The sequence below is a fragment of the Chitinophaga sedimenti genome (genome assembly GCF_023156195.1).
GTDB lineage: Bacteria > Bacteroidota > Bacteroidia > Chitinophagales > Chitinophagaceae > Chitinophaga > Chitinophaga sedimenti.
This window is the reverse complement of sequence record NZ_JAKUKA010000001.1, coordinates 1203296-1223934: the sequence shown is the minus strand read 5'-3', so window position 1 is coordinate 1223934 and position 20639 is coordinate 1203296. Positions and strand designations below refer to the sequence as shown.

General features: G+C 50.3%; 19 protein-coding genes and 3 pseudogenes. 9 read left to right on the top strand and 13 right to left on the bottom strand.

All coding sequences use genetic code 11. The annotated features are described in order from the left end of the window. Positions 1-71: 71 nt before the first annotated feature. The 7 genes and pseudogenes from MKQ70_RS06970 to MKQ70_RS06945 form a co-directional block, all read right to left on the bottom strand. Positions 72-1237: pseudogene (locus MKQ70_RS06970) on the bottom strand (sodium:solute symporter family transporter). Next, on the bottom strand, positions 1234-1770 hold the full coding sequence (locus MKQ70_RS41030) for a sodium:solute symporter family transporter (RefSeq protein WP_308198958.1): 537 nt from the start codon (positions 1768-1770) through the stop codon (positions 1234-1236). The pseudogene MKQ70_RS06970 and the gene MKQ70_RS41030 overlap by 4 nt, the downstream one beginning before the upstream one ends. 144 nt (positions 1771-1914) lie before the next feature. Beyond that, positions 1915-3414 (bottom strand): L-arabinose isomerase, encoded by a 1500-nt coding sequence (gene araA / locus MKQ70_RS06965; RefSeq protein WP_248069484.1) that lies wholly within the window; start codon positions 3412-3414, stop codon positions 1915-1917. Between the two features lie 36 nt (positions 3415-3450). Then, positions 3451-4149 (bottom strand): L-ribulose-5-phosphate 4-epimerase, encoded by a 699-nt coding sequence (locus MKQ70_RS06960; protein WP_248069482.1) that lies wholly within the window; start codon positions 4147-4149, stop codon positions 3451-3453. Then, positions 4146-5801 (bottom strand): ribulokinase, encoded by a 1656-nt coding sequence (locus tag MKQ70_RS06955; protein WP_248069481.1) that lies wholly within the window; start codon positions 5799-5801, stop codon positions 4146-4148. Before MKQ70_RS06955 ends, MKQ70_RS06960 begins: the two co-directional genes overlap by 4 nt. 132 nt (positions 5802-5933) lie before the next feature. Further along, a complete protein-coding gene (locus MKQ70_RS06950; protein WP_248069479.1) occupies positions 5934-6641 on the bottom strand; it encodes an NUDIX hydrolase in 708 nt (235 codons plus the stop codon). A 731-nt stretch (positions 6642-7372) separates the two neighbouring features. Beyond that, complete coding sequence (locus MKQ70_RS06945) at positions 7373-7522, bottom strand: hypothetical protein (RefSeq protein ID WP_248069477.1); 150 nt, start codon at positions 7520-7522, stop codon at positions 7373-7375. Positions 7523-7755: 233 nt separating this feature from the next. On the opposite strand from MKQ70_RS06945, the gene MKQ70_RS06940 reads away from it, so the two are divergent. Together MKQ70_RS06940 and MKQ70_RS06935 are read left to right on the top strand one after the other, a co-directional pair. Then, positions 7756-8592, top strand: coding sequence for a TonB-dependent receptor (locus tag MKQ70_RS06940; protein ID WP_248069475.1), 837 nt, complete (start codon positions 7756-7758; stop codon positions 8590-8592). Between the two features lie 181 nt (positions 8593-8773). Then, positions 8774-10105, top strand: a pseudogene (locus MKQ70_RS06935) (TonB-dependent siderophore receptor); the annotation flags it as partial. A gap of 120 nt (positions 10106-10225) precedes the next feature. Here the strand turns inward: MKQ70_RS06935 and MKQ70_RS37885 are convergent. The 4 genes and pseudogenes from MKQ70_RS37885 to MKQ70_RS06920 all read right to left on the bottom strand — a co-directional run bounded on the left by MKQ70_RS37885 (position 10226) and on the right by MKQ70_RS06920 (position 14302). After that, positions 10226-10657 carry a DUF885 family protein gene (locus MKQ70_RS37885; RefSeq protein ID WP_282456257.1) on the bottom strand — a complete coding sequence of 144 codons (432 nt, stop codon included), beginning with the start codon at positions 10655-10657 and terminating at the stop codon, positions 10226-10228. Then, positions 10639-11928: a DUF885 family protein gene (locus MKQ70_RS06930; protein WP_282456256.1), complete on the bottom strand. Its 1290-nt coding sequence runs from the start codon at positions 11926-11928 to the stop codon at positions 10639-10641. The genes MKQ70_RS37885 and MKQ70_RS06930 overlap by 19 nt, the downstream gene beginning before the upstream one ends. Positions 11929-11997: 69 nt before the next feature. Beyond that, positions 11998-13259 (bottom strand): annotated as a pseudogene (locus tag MKQ70_RS06925) (NAD(P)/FAD-dependent oxidoreductase). A 38-nt stretch (positions 13260-13297) separates the two neighbouring features. Further along, entirely contained in the window at positions 13298-14302 is a 1005-nt protein-coding gene (locus MKQ70_RS06920) for a 4-hydroxyproline epimerase (protein WP_248069471.1), read from the bottom strand. Between the two features lie 208 nt (positions 14303-14510). On the opposite strand from MKQ70_RS06920, the gene MKQ70_RS06915 reads away from it, so the two are divergent. From MKQ70_RS06915 to MKQ70_RS06890, 6 genes are all read left to right on the top strand, one after another. Continuing rightward, the gene (locus tag MKQ70_RS06915) at positions 14511-15197 is read left to right on the top strand and encodes a family 43 glycosylhydrolase (protein WP_248069469.1); all 687 of its coding nucleotides are present in this window, start codon (positions 14511-14513) and stop codon (positions 15195-15197) included. A gap of 2 nt (positions 15198-15199) precedes the next feature. Continuing rightward, positions 15200-15442 carry a hypothetical protein gene (locus tag MKQ70_RS06910; RefSeq protein ID WP_248069467.1) on the top strand — a complete coding sequence of 81 codons (243 nt, stop codon included), beginning with the start codon at positions 15200-15202 and terminating at the stop codon, positions 15440-15442. After that, on the top strand, positions 15412-15636 hold the full coding sequence (locus tag MKQ70_RS06905; RefSeq protein ID WP_248069465.1) for a hypothetical protein: 225 nt from the start codon (positions 15412-15414) through the stop codon (positions 15634-15636). Before MKQ70_RS06910 ends, MKQ70_RS06905 begins: the two co-directional genes overlap by 31 nt. Positions 15637-15666: 30 nt before the next feature. After that, the gene (locus MKQ70_RS06900) at positions 15667-16641 is read left to right on the top strand and encodes a lysophospholipid acyltransferase family protein (RefSeq protein WP_308198957.1); all 975 of its coding nucleotides are present in this window, start codon (positions 15667-15669) and stop codon (positions 16639-16641) included. Positions 16642-16814: 173 nt separating this feature from the next. Further along, positions 16815-17780: a fatty acid desaturase family protein gene (locus tag MKQ70_RS06895; protein WP_248069461.1), complete on the top strand. Its 966-nt coding sequence runs from the start codon at positions 16815-16817 to the stop codon at positions 17778-17780. A gap of 9 nt (positions 17781-17789) precedes the next feature. Continuing rightward, the gene (locus MKQ70_RS06890; RefSeq protein WP_248069459.1) at positions 17790-18149 is read left to right on the top strand and encodes a winged helix-turn-helix transcriptional regulator; all 360 of its coding nucleotides are present in this window, start codon (positions 17790-17792) and stop codon (positions 18147-18149) included. A 50-nt stretch (positions 18150-18199) separates the two neighbouring features. Here MKQ70_RS06890 and MKQ70_RS06885 read toward each other — a convergent pair whose 3' ends face one another. Next, entirely contained in the window at positions 18200-19120 is a 921-nt protein-coding gene (locus tag MKQ70_RS06885; protein WP_248069457.1) for a ClpXP adapter SpxH family protein, read from the bottom strand. Between the two features lie 151 nt (positions 19121-19271). Next, positions 19272-19601, bottom strand: a complete 330-nt coding sequence (locus MKQ70_RS06880; RefSeq protein ID WP_248069454.1) for a SemiSWEET family sugar transporter — start codon at positions 19599-19601, stop codon at positions 19272-19274. Positions 19602-19765: 164 nt separating this feature from the next. Between MKQ70_RS06880 and MKQ70_RS06875 the strand changes: the two genes are divergently transcribed. Next, positions 19766-20467: a hypothetical protein gene (locus tag MKQ70_RS06875; RefSeq protein WP_248069452.1), complete on the top strand. Its 702-nt coding sequence runs from the start codon at positions 19766-19768 to the stop codon at positions 20465-20467. Positions 20468-20639: the final 172 nt, after the last annotated feature.

Genomic DNA, 20639 nt, shown 5'->3' with positions numbered 1-20639 from the left:
CTCCGTTAGCATCCACGTCATGCTGAGATCTTATGAAAGTAAGATTCCCAGAAAATCTTAATATTATCAAGCTACCAGAAACGCACATACAGCGCGGTCAGGAGCAATATTGTTACTACGATGAGCACCAGTGTGGAAGGCGCTACTTTGAACATGGTTTTGTCCAGGGCAAACGCTTTCGGGTTTACTTTCGGACCCGCCAGGCTCACGGCGATCATCAGCACCATGGTGAAGAAGAACGCCCAGCCCATACAGATCAGGAAGGGAATCTCGTACACGCCGTCTTTGTTAAGGAATGCGGTGTACAGGATCGTTTCGGGACCAAACCACTGTGGTGCATAGTTATTAAATACTACTGAAAGTACAAAACCGGTGATTACACCCACCACGGCAGCGGCGCCGGTTGTCCGTTTCCAGAACATACCCAGCAGGAACATCGCGAATACGCCGGGGCTGATAAAGCCGGTGTACTTCTGGATAAAGGTGAATCCACCTTCGCCGGAAATACCCAGGGTATCGTTCCAGGTGAAACCGATGGCGATCAGCATGGCCACCACGATGGCTATGCGACCGATCCACACCAGTTTCTGTTCGTCCGCTTCTTTTTTGATGTACTTTTTATAGACGTCCAATGTAAAGATCGTTGAAATACTGTTCGCTTTACCTGCCAGGAAGCCACAATCGCCGCCGTTAAGGCCGCCAGTGAAAGTCCTTTTAATCCGGTGGGCAAAAAGCTCAGTACCGCAGAATAGGCATTGTCGGGGTTGAATTTACCACCGGCGGCCATTTCTGCCTGCAAGCTACCATTTTTATACAATACATACGCAGCAATACCGGGCAGCATTACGATCACAGGCATCATCAGCTTCAGCAAACCTGCGAACAGGATACCGTTGCGGGCTGTCTTCAGGTCGGCCCCCAGCGCCCGTTGAGTAATGTATTGGTTACAGCCCCAGTAGTTCAGGTTCACGATCCATTGTCCCGCGAAGTACATCGCTATGCCTGGCAGCATCAGGTACTTGTTAATATCCGCCTGCGTCGCATTGGGACCGGGTTTCGGAACAATCATTTTAAAGTGTTCGGGACTATCTTTCAGCAACTGGTTGAAGCCGGCCAGGGCATTTTTGCCCAAACCGAAATGCTCGCTCACCATGGTCAGCGCAAGGTAAGTAGTGGCCAGACCGCCGATAATAAGCACCACCACCTGTATTACATCGGTGTAGCCAATTACTTTCATACCCCCAGGGTGATGATCAGCGCGAATACTGCCAAACCTATCATGATCCAATGGAAGTTACCGTTCGGGCCCACCAGTGTACTGATCGCCGCGGCGCCCAGGTACAGGATGGAGGTCAGGTTTACGAAGATGTAAAGGAACAGCCAGAACACTGCCATGATCAGCGCCACTGTTTCGTTATAGCGTTCTTTCAGGAATTGCGGCATCGTGAAGATCTTATTCTTCAGGTATACCGGGATAAACCAAACCGCTACGATAATCAGCGCAACGGCTGCTACCCATTCGTATGCCGCAACGGCTACCCCTACGGTAAAACCGTTACCGCTCATGCCGATAAACTGTTCGGCAGAAATGTTCGATGCAATAAGAGAAGCGCCAATAGCCCACCAGGTAAGGGAACCTTCGGCCAGGAAGAAGTCTTTTGTATCGGTAGTCGCCTTCTTCTTGCGACGATAGATCCAGTAACCGTAACCTGCTACCAGGAAGAAGTAAATGACGAAAATGACATAGTCAATGAGTGACAGTCTATCCATAACCTAGAACTTATGTTGATTTTTAAGTGGAATGATGATCAGTTGGAATAGGTTTAGCTGGTTGATTTTGTTTTGCGCTAACGGGAGACAGCTGTTTTCACTGTCTCCCAAGTTAACGTAATAAAGCAAATTTTTATATACTGATTACTTATTTATTTGGTAATACACCTCGCTCCAGCGCAACTCGTTCTTAAACTGATACAGGTCGGTTTTTGCGCCGATATGCACCAGCTCAATACCGGCCATGTCTGCAAAATCCTGCATGTGTTCTACATTCAGGTTCTGGCTATAGCAGGTATGGTGTGCGCCACCCGCCAGTATCCATGCTGCCAGCGCGGTGTTCATGTCTGGCAAAGGTTTCCAGAGCACGCGCGCTACGGGCAGTTTAGGCAGATCGTGCTGTGGTTTCACCGCCTGTACATCGTTCACGAGTAAACGGAAACGATTGCCCATATCGATGATAGATGCATTGATCGCCGGGCCTTCTGCTACGTTAAATACCAAACGAACCGGATCGGCTTTACCGCCAATACCCAGCGGATGCACTTCGCAATTCGGTTTTCCATCGGCGATGGACGAACAGATTTCCAGCATGTGCGAACCGAGTACCATCGGGTTGTTCGGATCGAAGTGATAAGTATAATCTTCCATGAAAGCGTTACCGCCTTTCAGGCCGGTGCCCATGGTTTTCATCGCTCTTACGAGCGCTGAAGTTTTCCAGTCACCTTCACCGGCGAAGCCGTAACCGCTCGCCATGAGGCGCTGCGCGGCCAGGCCGGGCAGCTGTACCATGCCGTGCAGGTCTTCGAACGTATCGGTAAAGCCTTTGAAATGACCGTTCTCCAAAAAGCTGCGCAGGCCAATTTCGATCCTTGCCGCTTCTTTCAGCGAATCGTATTGCGCGCCCCCTTTACGCAGGCCGGCTACTACATTGTAAGTCGCTTCGTATTCGTCGGTAAGTGCCGCCACTGCCGCATCGGATACCGCTTTGATGTGTTCTACCACATCGCCCACGCCATATGTATTTACAGAGAAACCGAATTTCAGTTCTGCTTCTACTTTATCGCCTTCCGTTACAGCTACAAAACGCATGTTATCGCCAATACGGGCAAAACGGGCGCCCTGCAGGTCGGCCCAGCCAGCTGCAGCCCTTGCCCAGGTTTCGATGCTGTTCAGCACTTCTTCCTGTTGCCAGTGACCTACTACCACTTTACGGTTCATGCGCATACGGGATACCATGAAACCGAACTCGCGGTCGCCATGGGCGCTTTGGTTCAGGTTCATGAAGTCCATATCGATATCGCCCCAGGGAATGTCGCGGTTAAACTGTGTATGCAGGTGCAGTAAAGGTTTCTGGAGAATTTTCAAACCGCCGATCCACATTTTCGCCGGGGAAAAAGTGTGCATCCAGGTAATAATGCCGATGCAGGATTTAGCCACGTTGGCTTCCTGGCAAACAGCGTATATTTCTTCTGTTGATTTAACGATTGGCTTAAACACCACGCGTACCGGCACCTGTGGCGCCTTGTCCAGCGAAGCCGCGATAGCCTGCGCATTGGCCGCTACCTGGCGCAATGTTTCTTCCCCGTATAAGTGCTGGCTGCCGGTAACGAACCAAACTTCTAAAGCTTTCAAATCTGCCATGTTCTAGTGAAATTTATAAGATGATTTTAGTAGTGTCTATTGTCCGTAATAAGAATCTGGTCCGTGTTTACGTTCGAAATGTTTGCGGATAAGCGCATCCTTCAAACGCGGCGCCTGCGGATTAATGCTTTCGGTGAGGTAGGCCATGCGGGCCACTTCTTCGAGCACAGCGGCGTTATATACCGCTTTGTTTGCGTCTTTGCCCCAGGTGAACGGCGCATGGTTACCTACGAGTATCATTTCCACTTCTTCGTAACTCAGTCCCTTCTCTTTAAAGCAATTCAATATTTGGAAACCGGTCTCGTATTCGTAATTGCCTTTGATCATGTCGTCGCTCATCGGCGGCGCGCAGGGCACATCTACCGTCAGGTGGTCGGCGTGCGTGGTGCCGAAGATGGGAACGTCGCGCTGCGACTGTGCCCAGGCGGTAGCATAGGTCGAATGCGTGTGGACCACGCTGCCTATTTTCGGCCAGTTTTTATACAATACCGCATGTGTTTTTGTATCGGAAGATGGGCGCATTGTTCCTTCGATGGTGTTAGCGTCGAAGTCTACGATCACCATGTCGTCCACCGTCAACAGCTCGTAAGGCACGCCGCTGGGTTTGATGGCGAATACGCCTTCGTTATGGTCGGCCAGGCTCACATTTCCGAACGTGAACAGTACCAGGCCCAATTTAGGCAGCTGCATATTGGCTTCGTAAGCAGTTTGTTTCAGTTGCTGGTATTTGCTCATGCGTATACATTTTCTGAGAAGGCTCCCAGGGCTAAAAATTGCTGGTAACGTTTGGCGTAGTAATCCACTTTTTCCGGTTGCGGCTCCCATACTCTTTCATATCCGCCAAACATGGCTTGCTGCGCGGTGGCAGTATCTTTGTGCACACCGGCGGCTACCGCTGCAAACATAGCGGCGCCAATAGCGCAGGCTTGTTCGTTCGCCACGATTTTGATCGGACGGTTCATCACGTTCGCCAGTACCTGCATCGCGTAACCCGACTTTTTGGCTACGCCGCCCAGGGCAATCACTTCTTTAATAGGCACGCCTTCTTCTTCAAATCGTTGCGCGATGCTGTGTGCGCCAAAGGCGGTGGCTTCTACCAGTCCTTTAAAGAGATGTGCCGCGTCGGTGCCGAGGTGCAGACCGATCATGGCGCTTTTTACCGTATGGTTAGCGTCCGGTGTACGGCGACCGTTGAACCAGTCGAGTACCAGCACGTCATTGTCTTTTAAAGGCAGTTTTTCCGCTTCGCCTGACAAATACGCCAGTAATTTATCTTCATACTGCTGCAGCCTTTCGGCGTCGACGTCACCATTCATAAGCGCGGCCATTGGTTTGATGATGAGTTTGCGCAACCAGGCGTATACATCGCCGTAGGCACTCTGGCCTGCTTCCATGCCCAGCATGCCGGGCACTACGGAGCCGTCTACCTGTCCGCAGATGCCCTTGATCAGCAGGTGGCCTGTTGCATCCATGGGAGCCATGAGGATGTCGCAGGTGGAGGTGCCGATGATCTTACACAGTGCGTAGGGCTGAATATCCGCTCCTACTGCACCCATGTGGGCGTCGAAGGCGCCGGAGCCGATGATCACGGTTTCCGGGAGCCCCAGTTTTGCTGCCCACTCGGCGCTCAGGGTGCCTACCGGTTCGCTGGCTACCACTGTTTCCTTAAACATATCTGCATACTTTACCAGCAGCGGGTCAATCGCGTTCAGGAAGCTGGCCGGGGGCAAACCGCCCCAGGACTCGTGCCACAGCGCTTTATGTCCGGCGGCGCAACGGCTGCGCACCAGTGTTTTTACATCTTTATTGCCGCTTAGTACCGCCGGGATCCAGTCGCAATGCTCTACCCAGGATACGGCCGCGTCGCGTACCTTTGCGTCCACACGCACAACATGCAGCATTTTAGCCCAATACCATTCGCTGCTGTAAATACCGCCGCAATATTTGGTATAGTCCTCGAATTTGCCACTGTGGGCGATGGTATTGATCAGTTCTGCTTCGTCGTTGGAGGTATGGTCTTTCCAGAGCACGAACATGGCGTTCGGGTTCTCTTCAAAACCGGGCGTGAGGGCCAAAGGTGTTCCGATAGCGTCTACTGCTACGGGGGTTGAGCCGGTGGTATCCACTGAAATTCCTTTAATGTTGGCTTTCACCCCGTCCGGGCAGGCGGCCAATGCTTGTTTGATGGCGGCCTCCGTGCTCTCCAGGTAATCCAGCGGGTGCTGGCGGTATTGCTGGGAGGATGGGTCGCAGTACAGGCCTTTTTTCCAACGTGGATAATACTGTACAGCGGTGGCGATCGTTTCTCCGTTTTGCGTGCTGGCTACCAGTGCCCTCACCGAATCCGTTCCAAAGTCGACGCCTATAACATAAGCACTCTGATTCATAACGCGTTTTGTGATGATTGTCAGTTTGACATTTAATAAAAGTAAACAAAAATAAATTGTCTGCACGACAATTATTCCCAAAATAACACTTTTTTCAACATTCCTGCGGGGCAGGATGGTGCAGGACAGTGATTATTTCAGGTTATGCGGCTTGGCGATGAAATTCAGGAAAGAGTTAAAATTGGCATTATACCTTCTCTTGTCCAGTTTGTAATAGAATGCGCCTCTTTTCGAGCTTTCCTTGTCTTTATCTTTCTGTTTAACGAGTAGTTTCAAAGACAGGATTTTGCGGCTGAAGTTGCGTTTATCAAAGTCGGTTTCATACACACCTTCGTACAACAGCTGCAGCTGCGGGATGGTAAATTTCTGTGGCAGCAGTTCAAATAAAATCGGGTGAATGGCTGCTTTATACCGAAGTTTCTCTTTGGCCATATCGATCATTTCGGTGTGATCGAAAATCAGATCGGGTACCTGCGAAAGCGAAAACCATTCTGCGTGAAACTCGTGTCGTAACTGCTGGCGGTGGTACTGGTTAATGTCCAGCAACGCAGAGTAAGCAATGGAGGCAGTACGTTCGATAGGGTCGCGGTCGGGACGGCTAAAGGCGTACAGCTGTTCCATATAAATATCTTCCAGGCCGGTCAGTTGTTTCAATACGCGTTCTGCCGCACCTTCGAAACTTTCGTCGGGTTGCACAAAACCGCCCATCAGGCTCCACTTTCCGCGCTCGGGTTCAAAGCCACGTTTGATAAGCAATACTTTCAGCTCCTGTCCGTCGAATCCGAAGATGATACAATCCACTGCCACTAACAACCGCTTCTGTTTACCGTAACTGGTCATAATTAACGCGAAATTTATTGCAATATTTGAACTTGTGCCTGTAGCTGGTTACCCGGCTTTTGACTATTCCAATCAAAATAAATTATAAAAAGTGGCTAAAACAACTATTTGAGCAGGTTTTTTATGAAAGGGGGATACTGGTTAAAATCTGTTCAGATGAGGTGAATAATAAGTGTATCTACCTACTTTTGACCAGCCAGTTTCAGGCAGGTTAATTTTTCAGCCGTGCCTTGTTGCAACTTTACCAGCCTCCCTCCTGTTCGCTGTAACCGCTGTTTTCTCTCCAGCCGAAGCCTGCCCCGGTCCATTTAACGATACCATGGATACCTTCCCATCCACATTGACTGCATGTAGATAAGGCATGTGAAAATATAGGTAATGATACCGCGTACCGGACCGCCGTTTGCAGGATCTCACCCTCATTAGTATAATGCCGGAGCCAAATTGGGCGAGCCGTTCCACCGGGCTGGAGCCGCCCCCTGCAACGCGGCAACTACGAAGAATTATACAACTGACGCCTTTTGCCGCTCCCCATACAACACCAGTACCCAAGGCCGCGAACAATGGCTCCTCATGCAGGGACACCATGGGCATCAACATCCCTGTACTATCCTGTGCCCCATGATCGCCCTCACGCCCGGTAAACCCCTCCCCGTTTTGTTCGGCCACAAGGGGTCACGCGGCTGCTCACCATCCGCAACAGCGCTAACTGAAATACTTTGCCGGCTGGATCAACCGGAGCCGGGTGAAAGACGCTGACGGCGCACTTTCAGGCCATTGTCCATGCGGATAACCGTATGCCCATGCAGGGTGGCCTCCACGCGGTTCCCGATAGCTGATTTGTCATGATATGCTGTTTCAGGCGAATCTACCTTTGCCACTGCTATGTACCAAATCAGTTGACGTTTTTGGCGTTTTTGGCGTTTGGGGCGTGGCGGCAATTAGTAGCTTATCCTATAGTTACCTATAATTATCCTATAAAAAGCAGACTGCTTGTCCGGCCCTCCTGTTTGTCATTCCGATGTCAATTCACTTCATCATGCAAAAATTTTCCGGAATGTTAAAACAAGGTGACAGATAGATCCCAACCTTTGCGAAAATTTTTATTGTTCAGATGAAGAAACTGCTCACCTTAGTTTTACTTTTCCTTTCTGTTACCGCCATGGCGGCTGACCCGGAATATGGCTCGATCAAAGGCATAATTACCTCGAATGAAGGCCATCCGGCTGCAGCTGTAACCGTTGTGCTGAATGGCGCCAACAAATACGCCATTACTAATGAAGAGGGCGCCTTTGCCATCAATCGTGTACCCGCAGGCACTTATACGCTCGAGGTATTTTTCATCGGTCATGAGAAGCTGCAACAGGAGGTAGTGATCACAAAGGGACAAGTAACGGCTGTGAACCTGCAATTGAAAGTGAGCAGCACCCAGCTGAAAGAGATAACTATTACCGGTGGTGTTTCCAATAAATTCGTGACGAAGGAAAGTGAGCAGATTGCCCGCCTGCCCATCAAAAATCTAGAGAATCCGCAGGTGTATCATACTGTTGGACAAACCCTGATCCTGGAGCAGCTGTCGGTAGAGCGCACCGATATTTACCGCAACATCCCCGGCGCCGTGCCCAACTTTTCGGCCGGCGGTTCACAGGGGCTCAGCATCAGGGGCTTTTCGGGCACCATCGGTATGCGTAACGGCATGGCTACCAGTGCTATCGTTCCACTTAACCCGGTGATCCTCGAGCGCGTGGAAGTGATCAAAGGCCCCTCCGGTACTTTATTCGGCAGCAACCGCAACACTTCGTTCGGTGGTGTATTCAACTATGTAACCAAGAAACCTTATGAATATTTTGGTGGCGAAGTGACCGCTACGGGCGGCAGCTACAATTTCGGCCGTATCACGGCAGACATTAACGCCCCCATGAATAAAGAAAAACGCTGCTATTCCGCCTGAACACCGCTTACCAATCGGAGTCCTCGTTCCAGGACCAGGGTTTCAGCAAAGGCTACACGATCTCTCCCAGCTTCCTTTACCAGATCAATGATCGCACGAAACTTACGGTAGAAGCAGAACTGACGCGCGGCAACTATACGGTCGCCACGTTCGGCATTCCCGCCGCTTCCCTGGCGAACATGCAGGCCCGCAGCTTCCGCGACCTCCCCTGGATTATAAAAAGTCGATGATCAATAACAGCGTGGACGTAGAAAATGGTATCAACAACCTGCAGGTACAGTTCCAACATAAGTTCAATGACCAGTGGAAATCAGAAACCAACTTCCTGTATTCCGAGGGTTTTTATAAAAGCCTTATGTGGACGACCTTCAACTACCTGACCGACAGCACCGTGACCCGCAACATGCGCAACCAGACACCTGAAACCTTTGGCAACATCCAGTTGCAGCAGAATTTCATCGGTGACTTCACGATCGGCAAATTCCGCAACCGCGTGGTGATCGGCCTAGATTACAACTACAACTACAATGAGCTGTACCGTTCCGTTTTCAATTTCAGCGGTGTAGAGAATGTATTACGTCCCACCCGCATCATCAACGCGGATAAAATCGCCGATACTTCTTATGCAGTGGGTTACTCGAACAGCTACACCAAAGCATACAACTATGGTGCGTACATTTCTGATGTATTCAACATCACACCTGGTTTAATGGCGATGGTGAGCCTTCGCGCAGACCGCTACACCACTAAAGGCACTTACAATATTGTCACAGGACGTTTTACCGGTGCCTACCAACAGAATGCGCTGTCGCCTAAACTCGGCCTCGTTTACCAGGTGGTAAAAGATAAAGTATCGGTCTTCGCCAACTATATGAACGGTTTCGCCAACCTGGCCCCGGCAACGCAACCGGACGGCACTATCCTGGAACTGAGGCCGCAGTACGCGAATCAATGGGAAGGCGGTGTGAAAATCGACGTATTCGCGAACAAACTGAATGCGACACTTAATGTGTACAGCATCGATGTGAGCAACTCGACCCGTACGGAAGCCCGCACCGGCGGCAACTTCACCGTACAGGATGGCACGCAGCTGAGCCAGGGCTTTGAGTTCGAAGTGATCGCCAACCCTATTTCAGGTTTGAACATCATGAGCGGGTATGCATTCAATGAAAACACTTATAAAAAAGCATCCGCTGCACTGGAGGGCAAAAGCGTTATCGCCAGCCCTAAACATGTAGGCAATATCTGGATGAGCTACTTCCTGACACATGGTAAGGCCAAAGGCCTTGGCCTGGGTGTAGGCGGCAACTATATTTCGGAGTCATGGTTCGAAGCGACCAATGTGTTCGTACTGCCGGGTTATACATTGTTAAGTGCGGCCTTGTACTACGATCAGCCGAAGTACCGCATCTCTGTGAAAGGGAATAACCTGTCGGATGAAAAGTACTGGAACCCGGGCGGAACGCCGCAGAAACCGATGAATGTGCTGGCGAGCGTGGCATTGAAGTTTTAGTGATTGCATTATTCTCATAAACAAAGCCGGTCCCTCACAGGCCGGCTTAGTGTTTTTAAATAAAACGGGCATCCCGAAAGAGACGCCCGCCTTGCATATATGCAGGTTACAACTAATTACTTATTTCACCTGGTAAAAACGCCAGTTCGTTTTAAAATCCTTCTTCAACGGCTGATTCGTCAGGATGGCCCGCACCATTTCCACGGGTAATCCGTTTTCGTGCAACACCGCATCGTGGTATTGTTTGATTGTCATTTTAGAAGGAACGACCTCGCGCTGCAAGGCATAGAACTGCAACCCGCCGATCATGTAAGCCAGCTGGTACAGCGGGCTGTAGCCGCCCGCTACAAAAGAGCGGCGCACCTCTCCTTCTGCGTTCGCGCGCTCATGGCCTACGCGGTCTACCAGGAAGTCGATACACTGCTGCGGTGTCCATTTATTCAGGTGATAATTGAGCGAGAAGATGATACGCGCGCACCTGTGCATACGCCAGAATAGCATGCCGATGCGGTCTTCAGGAGATTGCGGAAATTTCATATCCCACAGAAGCATTTCCCAGTACAGTGCCCAGCCTTCGATCCAGAACGGGGTCTGGAAATCGCGGTAAGTTTTATAGCGGGATTCCATGAAGCCCGGAGGTGGTGACCGGCGATCAGTTCGTGGTGTACGGTACTGCGGGAGAAGTGCGGGTTGTTACCGCGCATGCTCATCAGCTTGTCGGCCTCCGTCATTTCATTGGTCGGATAAGAAATGCTCAGCGTTTCGCCACCGGTAAAGAAAGGGTTTACCAGCTGGCGTTCCGGCGTCATCATGATCATTGACCAGGCTTCTTCGGCCAGTGCGATGGTGATCAAATCGTTTTTCTTCAGGAAATCGACAGACTCATTATACAAACGCATGATCATCTGCGGCTGTTTGCCTGGCGCTACATAAGTATTCTTCACCTTTTCCATGGCGGCTTTCCAGTCATCGCCAAACCCCATCTCGCGGGATGCTTTCAACATTTCCGCATCGCAATAAGCAAATTCCTTATTCGCAATCGCGACCAGTTCTTCCGGTGAATACGGGATCATTTCGAGTTGCAACTGGCGCACCAGTTCCTCATTTCCGATAGGATAACCAATGATGCCGCTGCCGTCGTCTTTGCCGGACGGCGCTGCTTTCTCCTTGGTTCTCCAGGCTGCGGCATACGCGTCCGGGGCTTCGTTCAGCTCTTTCGCGGGGCCGGCCATCCACCAGGTATAAGAAGGGTCATATCCTTTATAAAACTGGTCAACGGTTTCTACCACTTCTTTTAACCCCTTCACAATGCCGCTACCCCGGCGGATCTGGTAGATGTTCATACCGCCAGCCGTTTCCAGCGCTTTGATTTTTTGCCCGATGGTTAATGCCATCTTATGCCAGTCGGCCGCCAGCGGTTGTGCTTCCAGCTCGGCGCCGCGGCGGCGCTGTTTCTCCGTTTCATACAGCTTATCCGCGAAGCCAAACCAGTCTTTCAGCTGGTCCACTTCCTTCTTCTCCACGTCCAGGCGGCGCAACTGCTCCTGCAGATCCCGGCGGAACAGCAGGTAATCTACCCGCGAACCCACGGGCAGGCTTTCAAAATCAAGCTGCGCGAGGTCTTTGAGGTAGCCATCGTACACGGCACGAAGGCGCTCCCGGCGTTCGGGCGAGTTGTCAATAAAATAGAAGCGCAGCAGGTTACCCCGGTCCGCTTTATATTTTACCATGATATTATTTACTTCACTTGTTTGCTGATAAAGCACCTGCTGGCCTTTATCCTGCGCAGTCAATTGTCCCGGCATGCTGTGGACGCCCATCATAAACAGTGCTATTTTTAAAAGCTTTTGTTGCGGATCATAAGAGGAGACTTGTGGTTGATACTGGAGCGCCTAGAAGCGCTCTACGGTAAATGGTTGAATATCCATGGTAGTAGCTTTCCCCTGTATCACTTCCTGTACCAGCTTGCCGGTGGCGGCGCCCAGGCTGATACCTAACATGGAATGCCCGGTAGCAACGGTCAGGTTTTTCCATTTGCTGGTCCTGCCGATATGCGGCAAACCATCTGCACTGCAGGGACGGTAACCGTACCAGATGTCTTTTTCCGGCGGCATGGCCAGGTTAATTTCCGGCAGGTACCGCGCAACCGACTCCGGGATGCCCTGCACACGCTTCATACGCGGCGGCGCATCGATACCGGTAATTTCCATGGTGCCGCCGAATCGCAGCTTGTTGCCATCCATCGGTGAAATGGCCACGCGGGCTTCGCTCAGGATGATGGAATGATGCAATTTATAAGGAGAATTTTCGTACGTAACGGAGTAACCACGTCCGCCCACCATCGGAATCTTTAACGATAACTGCCGGGCAAGCTGGCCGCTCCATACGCCGGTAGCCAATACAATTTCGTCGGCCTCCAGTATACCCGTTGACGTTGTTACGCCGGTAATGCGGTCGTTGCTGGTGGCAAAACCGGTGATGGCCGTGTTGGAACGGAACTGTACGCCTTTGGCGCCAAGGTATGCGATCAGGCTGCTCATCAACTTATTGGGGTAAAGCTGCGCATCGCAGGCGAAGTATACTGCGCCCGGATATCGAGTTTAGCATTCGGCTCCATCTGCTGCACCTCCTCGCGGCCGATGAGGCGTGCGTCCAGGCCCAGTGCGCGGGATTCTTTTACGCTGTGTTCCGCATGATGTGCGCTGGCTTCATCTTTAAAGAACTCCAGCATCCCTTTTGGCTCGTAAGCGAAGTCGAGGCCGGGGATGGCAGCCCATTCTTCGTACAACTTCTTGCTCAGCAGGGCGATATCGCGCAGGGGCAGTGCCGAGCGCTTTACGTGTGCGGCGTTAGCACTTTTCATGAACTGCAGCCCCCAGCTGATGAGGTCCTTGTCCAAACGGGGTTGTACATAAAAAGGACTTTTAGCATTCCACATCCACTTAAAACCCTGTGCTACAATGCCCGGCGCCGCCAGCGGAACGAAGTGGCTGGGACAGAGATAGCCGGCATTACCATACGAGCAGCCATTTAACATATCCGATTTATCTACGACGGTAACATTAAAGCCCGCTTCCTGTAAATAAAACGCGCTGCTTAATCCGATAATGCCGCCGCCAACAATGATCACCTGTTTTCCCTGGGTGCTGCTCATTTGTGTAAATATGATTTGATTGATAAACTTAAGTGTGGTTAAATTACGGTGAATCCATAGGCAAACGGATCATCTTCCGGGTCGATGGAAATCGTATTATACCCGTAAACGCGCGCCCATCCTTCGATACTCGGACGGATAGCAGGTTTGCCGCCAACGGTCGTTTCTTCTTCGATACGGCCGATAAACTTGGAGCCGATGATGCTTTCATGCACAAACTCATCGCCTTTTTTCAGCTTGCCTTTGGCGTACCACTGCGCCATACGGGCGGAAGTACCGGTGCCGCAGGGCGAACGGTCAATGGCTTTATCGCCATAAAACACCGCATTCCGCGCCGTAGCCGCGGGATCAATGGTTTTGCCCGTCCACAGTACATGCGAGCAGCCGTTGATCGTGGGATTGTCCGGATGTACGAAAGTATATTTCTCGTTGATACGTTTGCGTAACTCACGCGCCCAGGATACCAGCTGGGAAGAAGTGTAATGCTCCAGTCCCGGGAAGTTTTCCTGTACGTCTACAATAGCGTAAAAATTGCCGCCATACGACACGTCGACTTTCAGCAAACCGAGATCGGGGCACGCTACTTCCAGGTTTTCAGCGGCGAGATAAGACGCTACGTTGGTCAGTTTTACGCTTTTTACCTTGCGGCCTTCCCGGATGTACTCAATATTTACAAGTCCCGCAGGCGCCTCCATGCGGATGATGCCCGGTACTTTCGGTGTGATCAGCCCTTCTTCGACAGCAATGGTGATGGTGCCGATGGTCCCGTGACCGCACATGGGCAGGCAGCCGGAGGTTTCGATAAATAACACCGCCACGTCGTTGGCCGGGTCGTGGGGCGCATACAAAATACTGCCGCTCATCATGTCGTGGCCACGCGGCTCAAACATTAGTCCTTTGCGGATCCAGTCGTATTCCTTGAGGAAATGCCCTCTTTTTTCACTCATGTTGGCGCCTTCCAGCACAGGTCCGCCACCCGCTACCAGTCTTACCGGGTTGCCGCAGGTATGCGCATCAATACAAAAAAATGTCTTCTTATTCACGCTGATGTTATATTATAATCTGATATTGACAAAGATATTCGCAGGCAGGCAGGATACTCTCGCGAGATTTAATCAAATGTTTGCAAAAATTAACATAATTCAGCGGATTTAAAAACAGAAGCTGTTAAGTATCGCCTGACCACTTGTGAAAAACCGCTTTCATATGTAAGGTGTGGCTGTTATATTTGTCAACTTACAATATTCCACCATGACAAGAACAATTAAGACTTTAGCCGGAACACTGCTGCTTACGCTGGCCCTCGACTACTCAGGATTCGCCCAAACTTATCAGAACCCGCTGAAAGTCGCATTCGGCGACCCGTATGTACTACAAACCAAAGGCAAATACTACATGTACGGCACGGGCGCCGGCGCCAAAAACGGCTTTTCGGCTTACTCCTCCCCTGACATGGTGAACTGGAAGTCCGAAGGACAGGTGTTCTACGCCGCCAACAAAAACGGCTGGAGCGACTCTACCGCCGCCTGGAACGGCGCGTACTGGGCGCCCGAGGTATACGAATACAAAGGCAAGTATTACATGTTCTATAGCGCGCAGTGGAAAAACAATCCCGGCAAAGATGTCGAGAACTTCCGCATTGGCGTGGCGGTGTCCGACAAACCCACCGGTCCGTTCACAGACCTGCATAAAAAACCGGTGTTCGACCCCGGTTACCCCGTGATCGACGCAAATGTACTGTTCGACAAGAGCGGTAAACTGTTCCTGTATTACTCCCGTTGCTGCTACAAACACCCGGTGAAAAGCGAGGTAGCAGCCTGGGCGAAGAAACAGGGATGGTACGACGTGATTGAAGAAAGCTGGGTATACGGTGTGGAGTTGAAACCCGACTTCAGCGGCGTGATTGGCGAACCGGTGCTGCTGCTGCGTCCCCGGTAAAAATGGATGATAAACAGGCCGAATGGGAAAGCCGCTCGGTGACCTCGAAAGAAGTGAACCGCAGGTGGACGGAAGGCTCTGTTATCTTCAAAAAAGCCGATACTTACTATATGATGTACTCCGCTAACTACTTCGGCGGTAAGAACTACGCCGTAGGATATGCGACATCGAAAACCCGCTGGGCCCGTTTACAAAAGCATCTAATAACCCGGTATTGCAGAAAAACACCGAACAGGGCGGCGTAGTGACCGGCACTGGGCACAACAGCGTTACCTATTCTCCGAATGGCAAAGAAATGTTTTGCGTGTACCATGCGCGTACGCTCTCTACCGGCGATGAGCGCGTTGTGTTTATCGACCGGATGAAAATTCAGAAAGATGGTAAGCTCGTGGTGGAAGGGCCGACAACGACGGCACAGGCGGTACCTGGCAAGAAATAATTACAAAAGGCGGCATGTGAATGCCGCTTTTTGTACGTTGTAGATTGCGCCGAAGCGTACGCGACCAAAGACTGCCACATCAAAAAATGTAATCCTATCAATCTCCCCCAACCCCGCACTGGCAAAGTAATCCCGCCAACGGCATTAATTTTCAGCAAGATAATTATAAACAAAGCCTTTCATTTAACAAAATATTGTGATATCTTGCCCCAATATCACGCAGAGTCGGGCGTTCTAAAGAGGAATGTTCATTTTTATGCCACCTTACAACTAACGCTTTTGAGTCGAATTTTTTATTACCTGCTATTACCAGTTGTTTACTTTATTAGCATTCTTCCTTTTCCTTTGCTCTACCTGCTTTCAGATTTCTTTTTCTGCTTGCTTTACTACGTAGTCGGTTACAGGAAAAACGTGGTCGCGCAAAATCTTGCGAACTCGTTCCCCGACAAATCGGAAAAAGAACTGGCTGCCATCCGCCGTGACTTTTACCGCTATTTCTGCGACCTGTTCCTCGAAACTTTCAAAACGCTTACCATTAGCAAAGCTGCCATGCTTCGTCATTGCGCGCTAACACCATCTGCCGTGGCCTTGTTTAATCAGCTGCATGCCGAAGGTAAAAGCGTAGTGCTCGTTATGGGTCATAAGGGCAACTGGGAGTGGGCGGGCAATACATTCAGCATTTTATGTCCGCAACAATTGTACGTGGTATACCATCCGCTTCGTAATAAAGAATTTGACGGACTGATGTACCGTATGCGTACGCGTTTCGGCACCAAACTGATCCCGATGAAAGAAACTTTCCGCGAAATGGTGAAACTGCGGGGAGAAATAAACGCTACAGCGCTGATCGCTGACCAGTCCCCTCACCCGGACAACGCTCAATGGGTGAACTTTTTACACCAGGACACAGCCGTGTTTACCGGCACTGAGCGCATTGCTGCTAAAATGAACTACCAGGTTGTCTATGTATCCGTTATTCGTGAAAAAGAGGATATTACACCGTAGACGCAGAAATTCTGGTAGAATCACCTGCCACCGAACCAGCAGGACATATCACCAGCATCCATACCGCGCGGCTTGAAGCTGACATTGTGCGCCAGCCAGCTACCTGGCTATGGTCGCACCGCAGATGGAAACATAAACGAACCATTAAAACAGCACAAGCCTAAATCACCGCAATGTTACAAGGAAAACAACTCATTCTGGCCACCAAGGAGTACGCGCACGAGCAGCGCGGGCGTAGCTGGTGGTATACACTCTCTACGTTATTCCTGGTTATTGCTGCACTTTCCGGCACCATTCTGCTGCCTTACCTGCCGTTGCAGATTGCTTGCAGTGTATTAGCAGGGCTGCTGCTGGTGCGCATGTTCGTGATTTATCATGACTATCAGCACCATACCATTCTTAAAAACAGCAAACTCGCCGAGGTAATCATGACCGCATTTGGTATTTACCTGCTCACACCACCGAGTATCTGGAAACGTTCGCACGATTATCACCATCAACATAACTCAAAACTGTTCAGCGCCAGTATTGGCTCATATCCCGTGGCTACCGACAAAGGATTTAAAGCGATGACGCCCGGCGAACGCAGAATGTACCTGTTTACCAGGCATCCGCTCACCATCCTGTTCGGCTACCTTTTTATGTTCCTCATCGGCATGTGTGTAAACGCATTGCTTGCAAGCCCACGCCGGCATTGGGATGCATTGATATCTTTGACACTTCACATCGCTATATCCGCTTTACTGGTCGTTTACGGCGGCTGGATGGCCTGGGTGCTGTTCATGCTCGTTCCCGTAATGATCGCCTGCGCTTTGGGCTCGTACCTGTTTTACGCGCAGCATAACTTCCCGGGTGTAGTCTTTAACACGAAAGAAAACTGGTGTTACGATAAAGCTGCTTTATTATCTTCCAGCCATATGTTGATGAATCCACTGATGGCTTGGTTTACCGGCAATATCGGGCTGCACCACATTCACCACCTCAATGCGCGTATTCCGTTCTATCGTTTACCGGACGCTTTTAACGAGATACCGGAATTGCAGACGGCGACTACAACCTCCCTGCGTATTAAAGATATCCGCGCCTGTTTCAGGCTGAAGGTCTGGGACCCGGAGAAACAGATGATGACGGGTATTTAAATGATGACCATGAAAAAGCAATCCGTAGTAAACAACACCAACATCTGTAAAAACAGGATACAGGCAATTAAAGACACCATGGAAATCCTGTCCGGCAAGTGGAAGTTCCACATCCTTGGTACCCTGATGCAGGGCGGCAGTATGCGTTTTATGGACCTGCTCCGGGAAGTGGAAGGAATTGCGCCTAAAATGCTGTCGAAAGAGCTGCAGGACATGGAGGTAAACCAACTGGTAAACCGTACCGTTTGCAATACCAAACCCATTACGGTAGAATATGCCATTACCGAGTATGGTAAAACCCTCAGCCCGATTATCGACGAAATTGCGAAGTGGGGTATCTCCTATCGCTCTTCTCTCCTAAATAAATAACCGCGGGATAAACATCCCGCGGCAAAGTATATTCACACTATTAAGACACACTATCGTTTTGACCAGATCGCACCGTTTTTGGTACTGGTCATCTCCGTGTGCTGCTCGTTCACAAGGTTCGTCAGGAGCTGTTCCGCCTGCGTAAAGGACGTTTCGCTCAACTCGGCAAACTCCCGCAACGTCAGCGTAGGATACGTGTTAAACAGATTTTTCCAATCTTTGGCGTACTCCGTTTTAGCGGCGCCTGCATATACTTTCTTAATGGCGGCCTCGAAGTTTGTATAGGGCTTGAAGCCGTAGACCATCTCACTTTCGCCTGCCGCATTGCTGATAAAAATGGTGGGAAATCCTCTTACCCCCAGCTTTCTGCCCAGCGCAAGATCTTCGTTAAATAAGTCTTTTGCCCTTCCCTCATAATCTGCTTTCAACTGCTTTGTATCCAGCCCCGCCCGAAGTCCCGCCTGCTCCATATGCTCCCACTTCGTGATATTTTTCTTTTGCAGAAACACCATTTCGCGGAGTACCCGTAAAAAGCCGATCGCTTTGCTTTTATCCTGCAACTGCGCCGCCTTAAACGCGATAGAGGGCGGATAGGAAGAGGGCAGCGGATCGCTGAGCCATACATCGCCGTCAATCGGCATTTTATAGTATTGACTTACTTCGTCCCAGTGATGAGCCACGTCAGACGGCTTGCTGATACCGCCGCTGTTATAACTCCAGTCAGGCAACAAGCCACCCATGTGGTAGTTTATTTCAACATCCCCACCATACTCAAGTTTCAATCTTCTTAATTGCGGCTCAATGCCCCAGCAGGAAGAACATATCGGGTCGGTAAAGTAAACGATCTGCACCGGCTTGTTATTGGACACGACCCGTTGCACAGCAGCACTTTCGCCGGTAGTCGGAATTTCACAGATCCCTGTTTCGGGATCACATAATAAAGGATTCACTTTTGCACTATCTTGTTCCATTGTTGACGTTTTTGTTTGTCCCTGACAGCCAAGGAAGGCGGCAGCAAGCAATAAACTGCTGATACATCTGAAAATCATCTGTCACTTTTAACCATACAAAACTAGTGAAGAAGATGTGCTGGAACACCATGCCTTTCCAATGGGTAACCAGTTACCTGGAGGGAAGTTCCTTGCCCTGCCGGTATTTCAGGCTGAGGACAATAATACATACATTGAGTACGAGGGAAACGCTATTGGACGTAACGATGATATAGTCTTCCTGGTAGATGCCGTAAATAACCCATAGAATGAGCCCGGACAATAATACCGCCATCATGCCCAGCGACAAATTCTCCGCTTTCCGCTCCCGCAGCAGTTTGATGAGTTGGGGAAGTAGTGAAATACCCGTGGCCACGCTGGCGGCGATGCCGATTACTTTATCGATGCCCATGTAGTTTTTTATAACCGCAACAGCCAAAAACATGCCTGTGCCGTTCATCATTTTAAAATCACTTTTTACGGACTGAGCTATAACTTGTCTTTTTTAACCCGTAACCCGCTTAGTAAATGAAAAGAACCCAACTATGGCTGGGGGCAATGTGCCTCGCCCTTTTGTTATCCTGTACCAAACAAGACACAGTGATACCGCCAAAGAAAACCGAAAAGATGACGGAGAAGCTCGCGAATGTTGCTTCCATACACATCGACTACTCGCCAAATTCGCAAATGATCCACATCCTTACCATTACGTCTGGAGGTCCGTACTCCATCACTGTCACGAAAAACGGTAACATCCCGCTTTACTACGCCGGCAACGTAATTTACCCGGATGTATACGTGGGAGACAACCTCGTGGTGGGTGACGTGATTAATGTATCTGTGAGTGTACCGCCCCTTGGTACAGCCGGCGCCAGCTACACTTACACCGGAGCGCCCAACAACGGGAGCAACCCGCCTCCCGGACCGGCCAGCTTCAGCTACGAGGTTTACTCGGATCTCGCTAAAACAGAAGTGCGCGTACACTGGACGTTCAATTCCACCTACCCTCAACCGCCAAGTGGCAGCAAGTACTATCTCTACATGTACGAATCCTGTCCTCCCCGCGGTAACGATTTCTACGAAACGGTAGGAGAAGTACCTGCCGAAAACCAGAGCTTCACCCTTACTCGTTACCGATGGTATACGACCTTTGATTGGGCTGAAGTCGGCTTAATGTTTAAAGGTGTGCCCATCTCTACACCTGGTCCCAACTTCTGGGCTAATGGCAGTTTTGGCTCATACGTGTATATCCGGAACATAACGACCAGCGATGCTTACACCATGAACCCGGTAACGGTGTATGCGAGTACGTTCCCGTACGTTTTGTAGTAAAAAAAAATTCTTAAGGGGCTGACCAAAAAGTAATGGTCAGCCCTAATTTATCCGGGTACCTGACGGAGACCTGTTATCGTTTATGCGATTACTAAAGCCTTCATTTTACTTTTTGGTCAGCCCCTAATTACTGTTATGAAGACCGATGCGGAGCCCCCGGTGTTCCTCC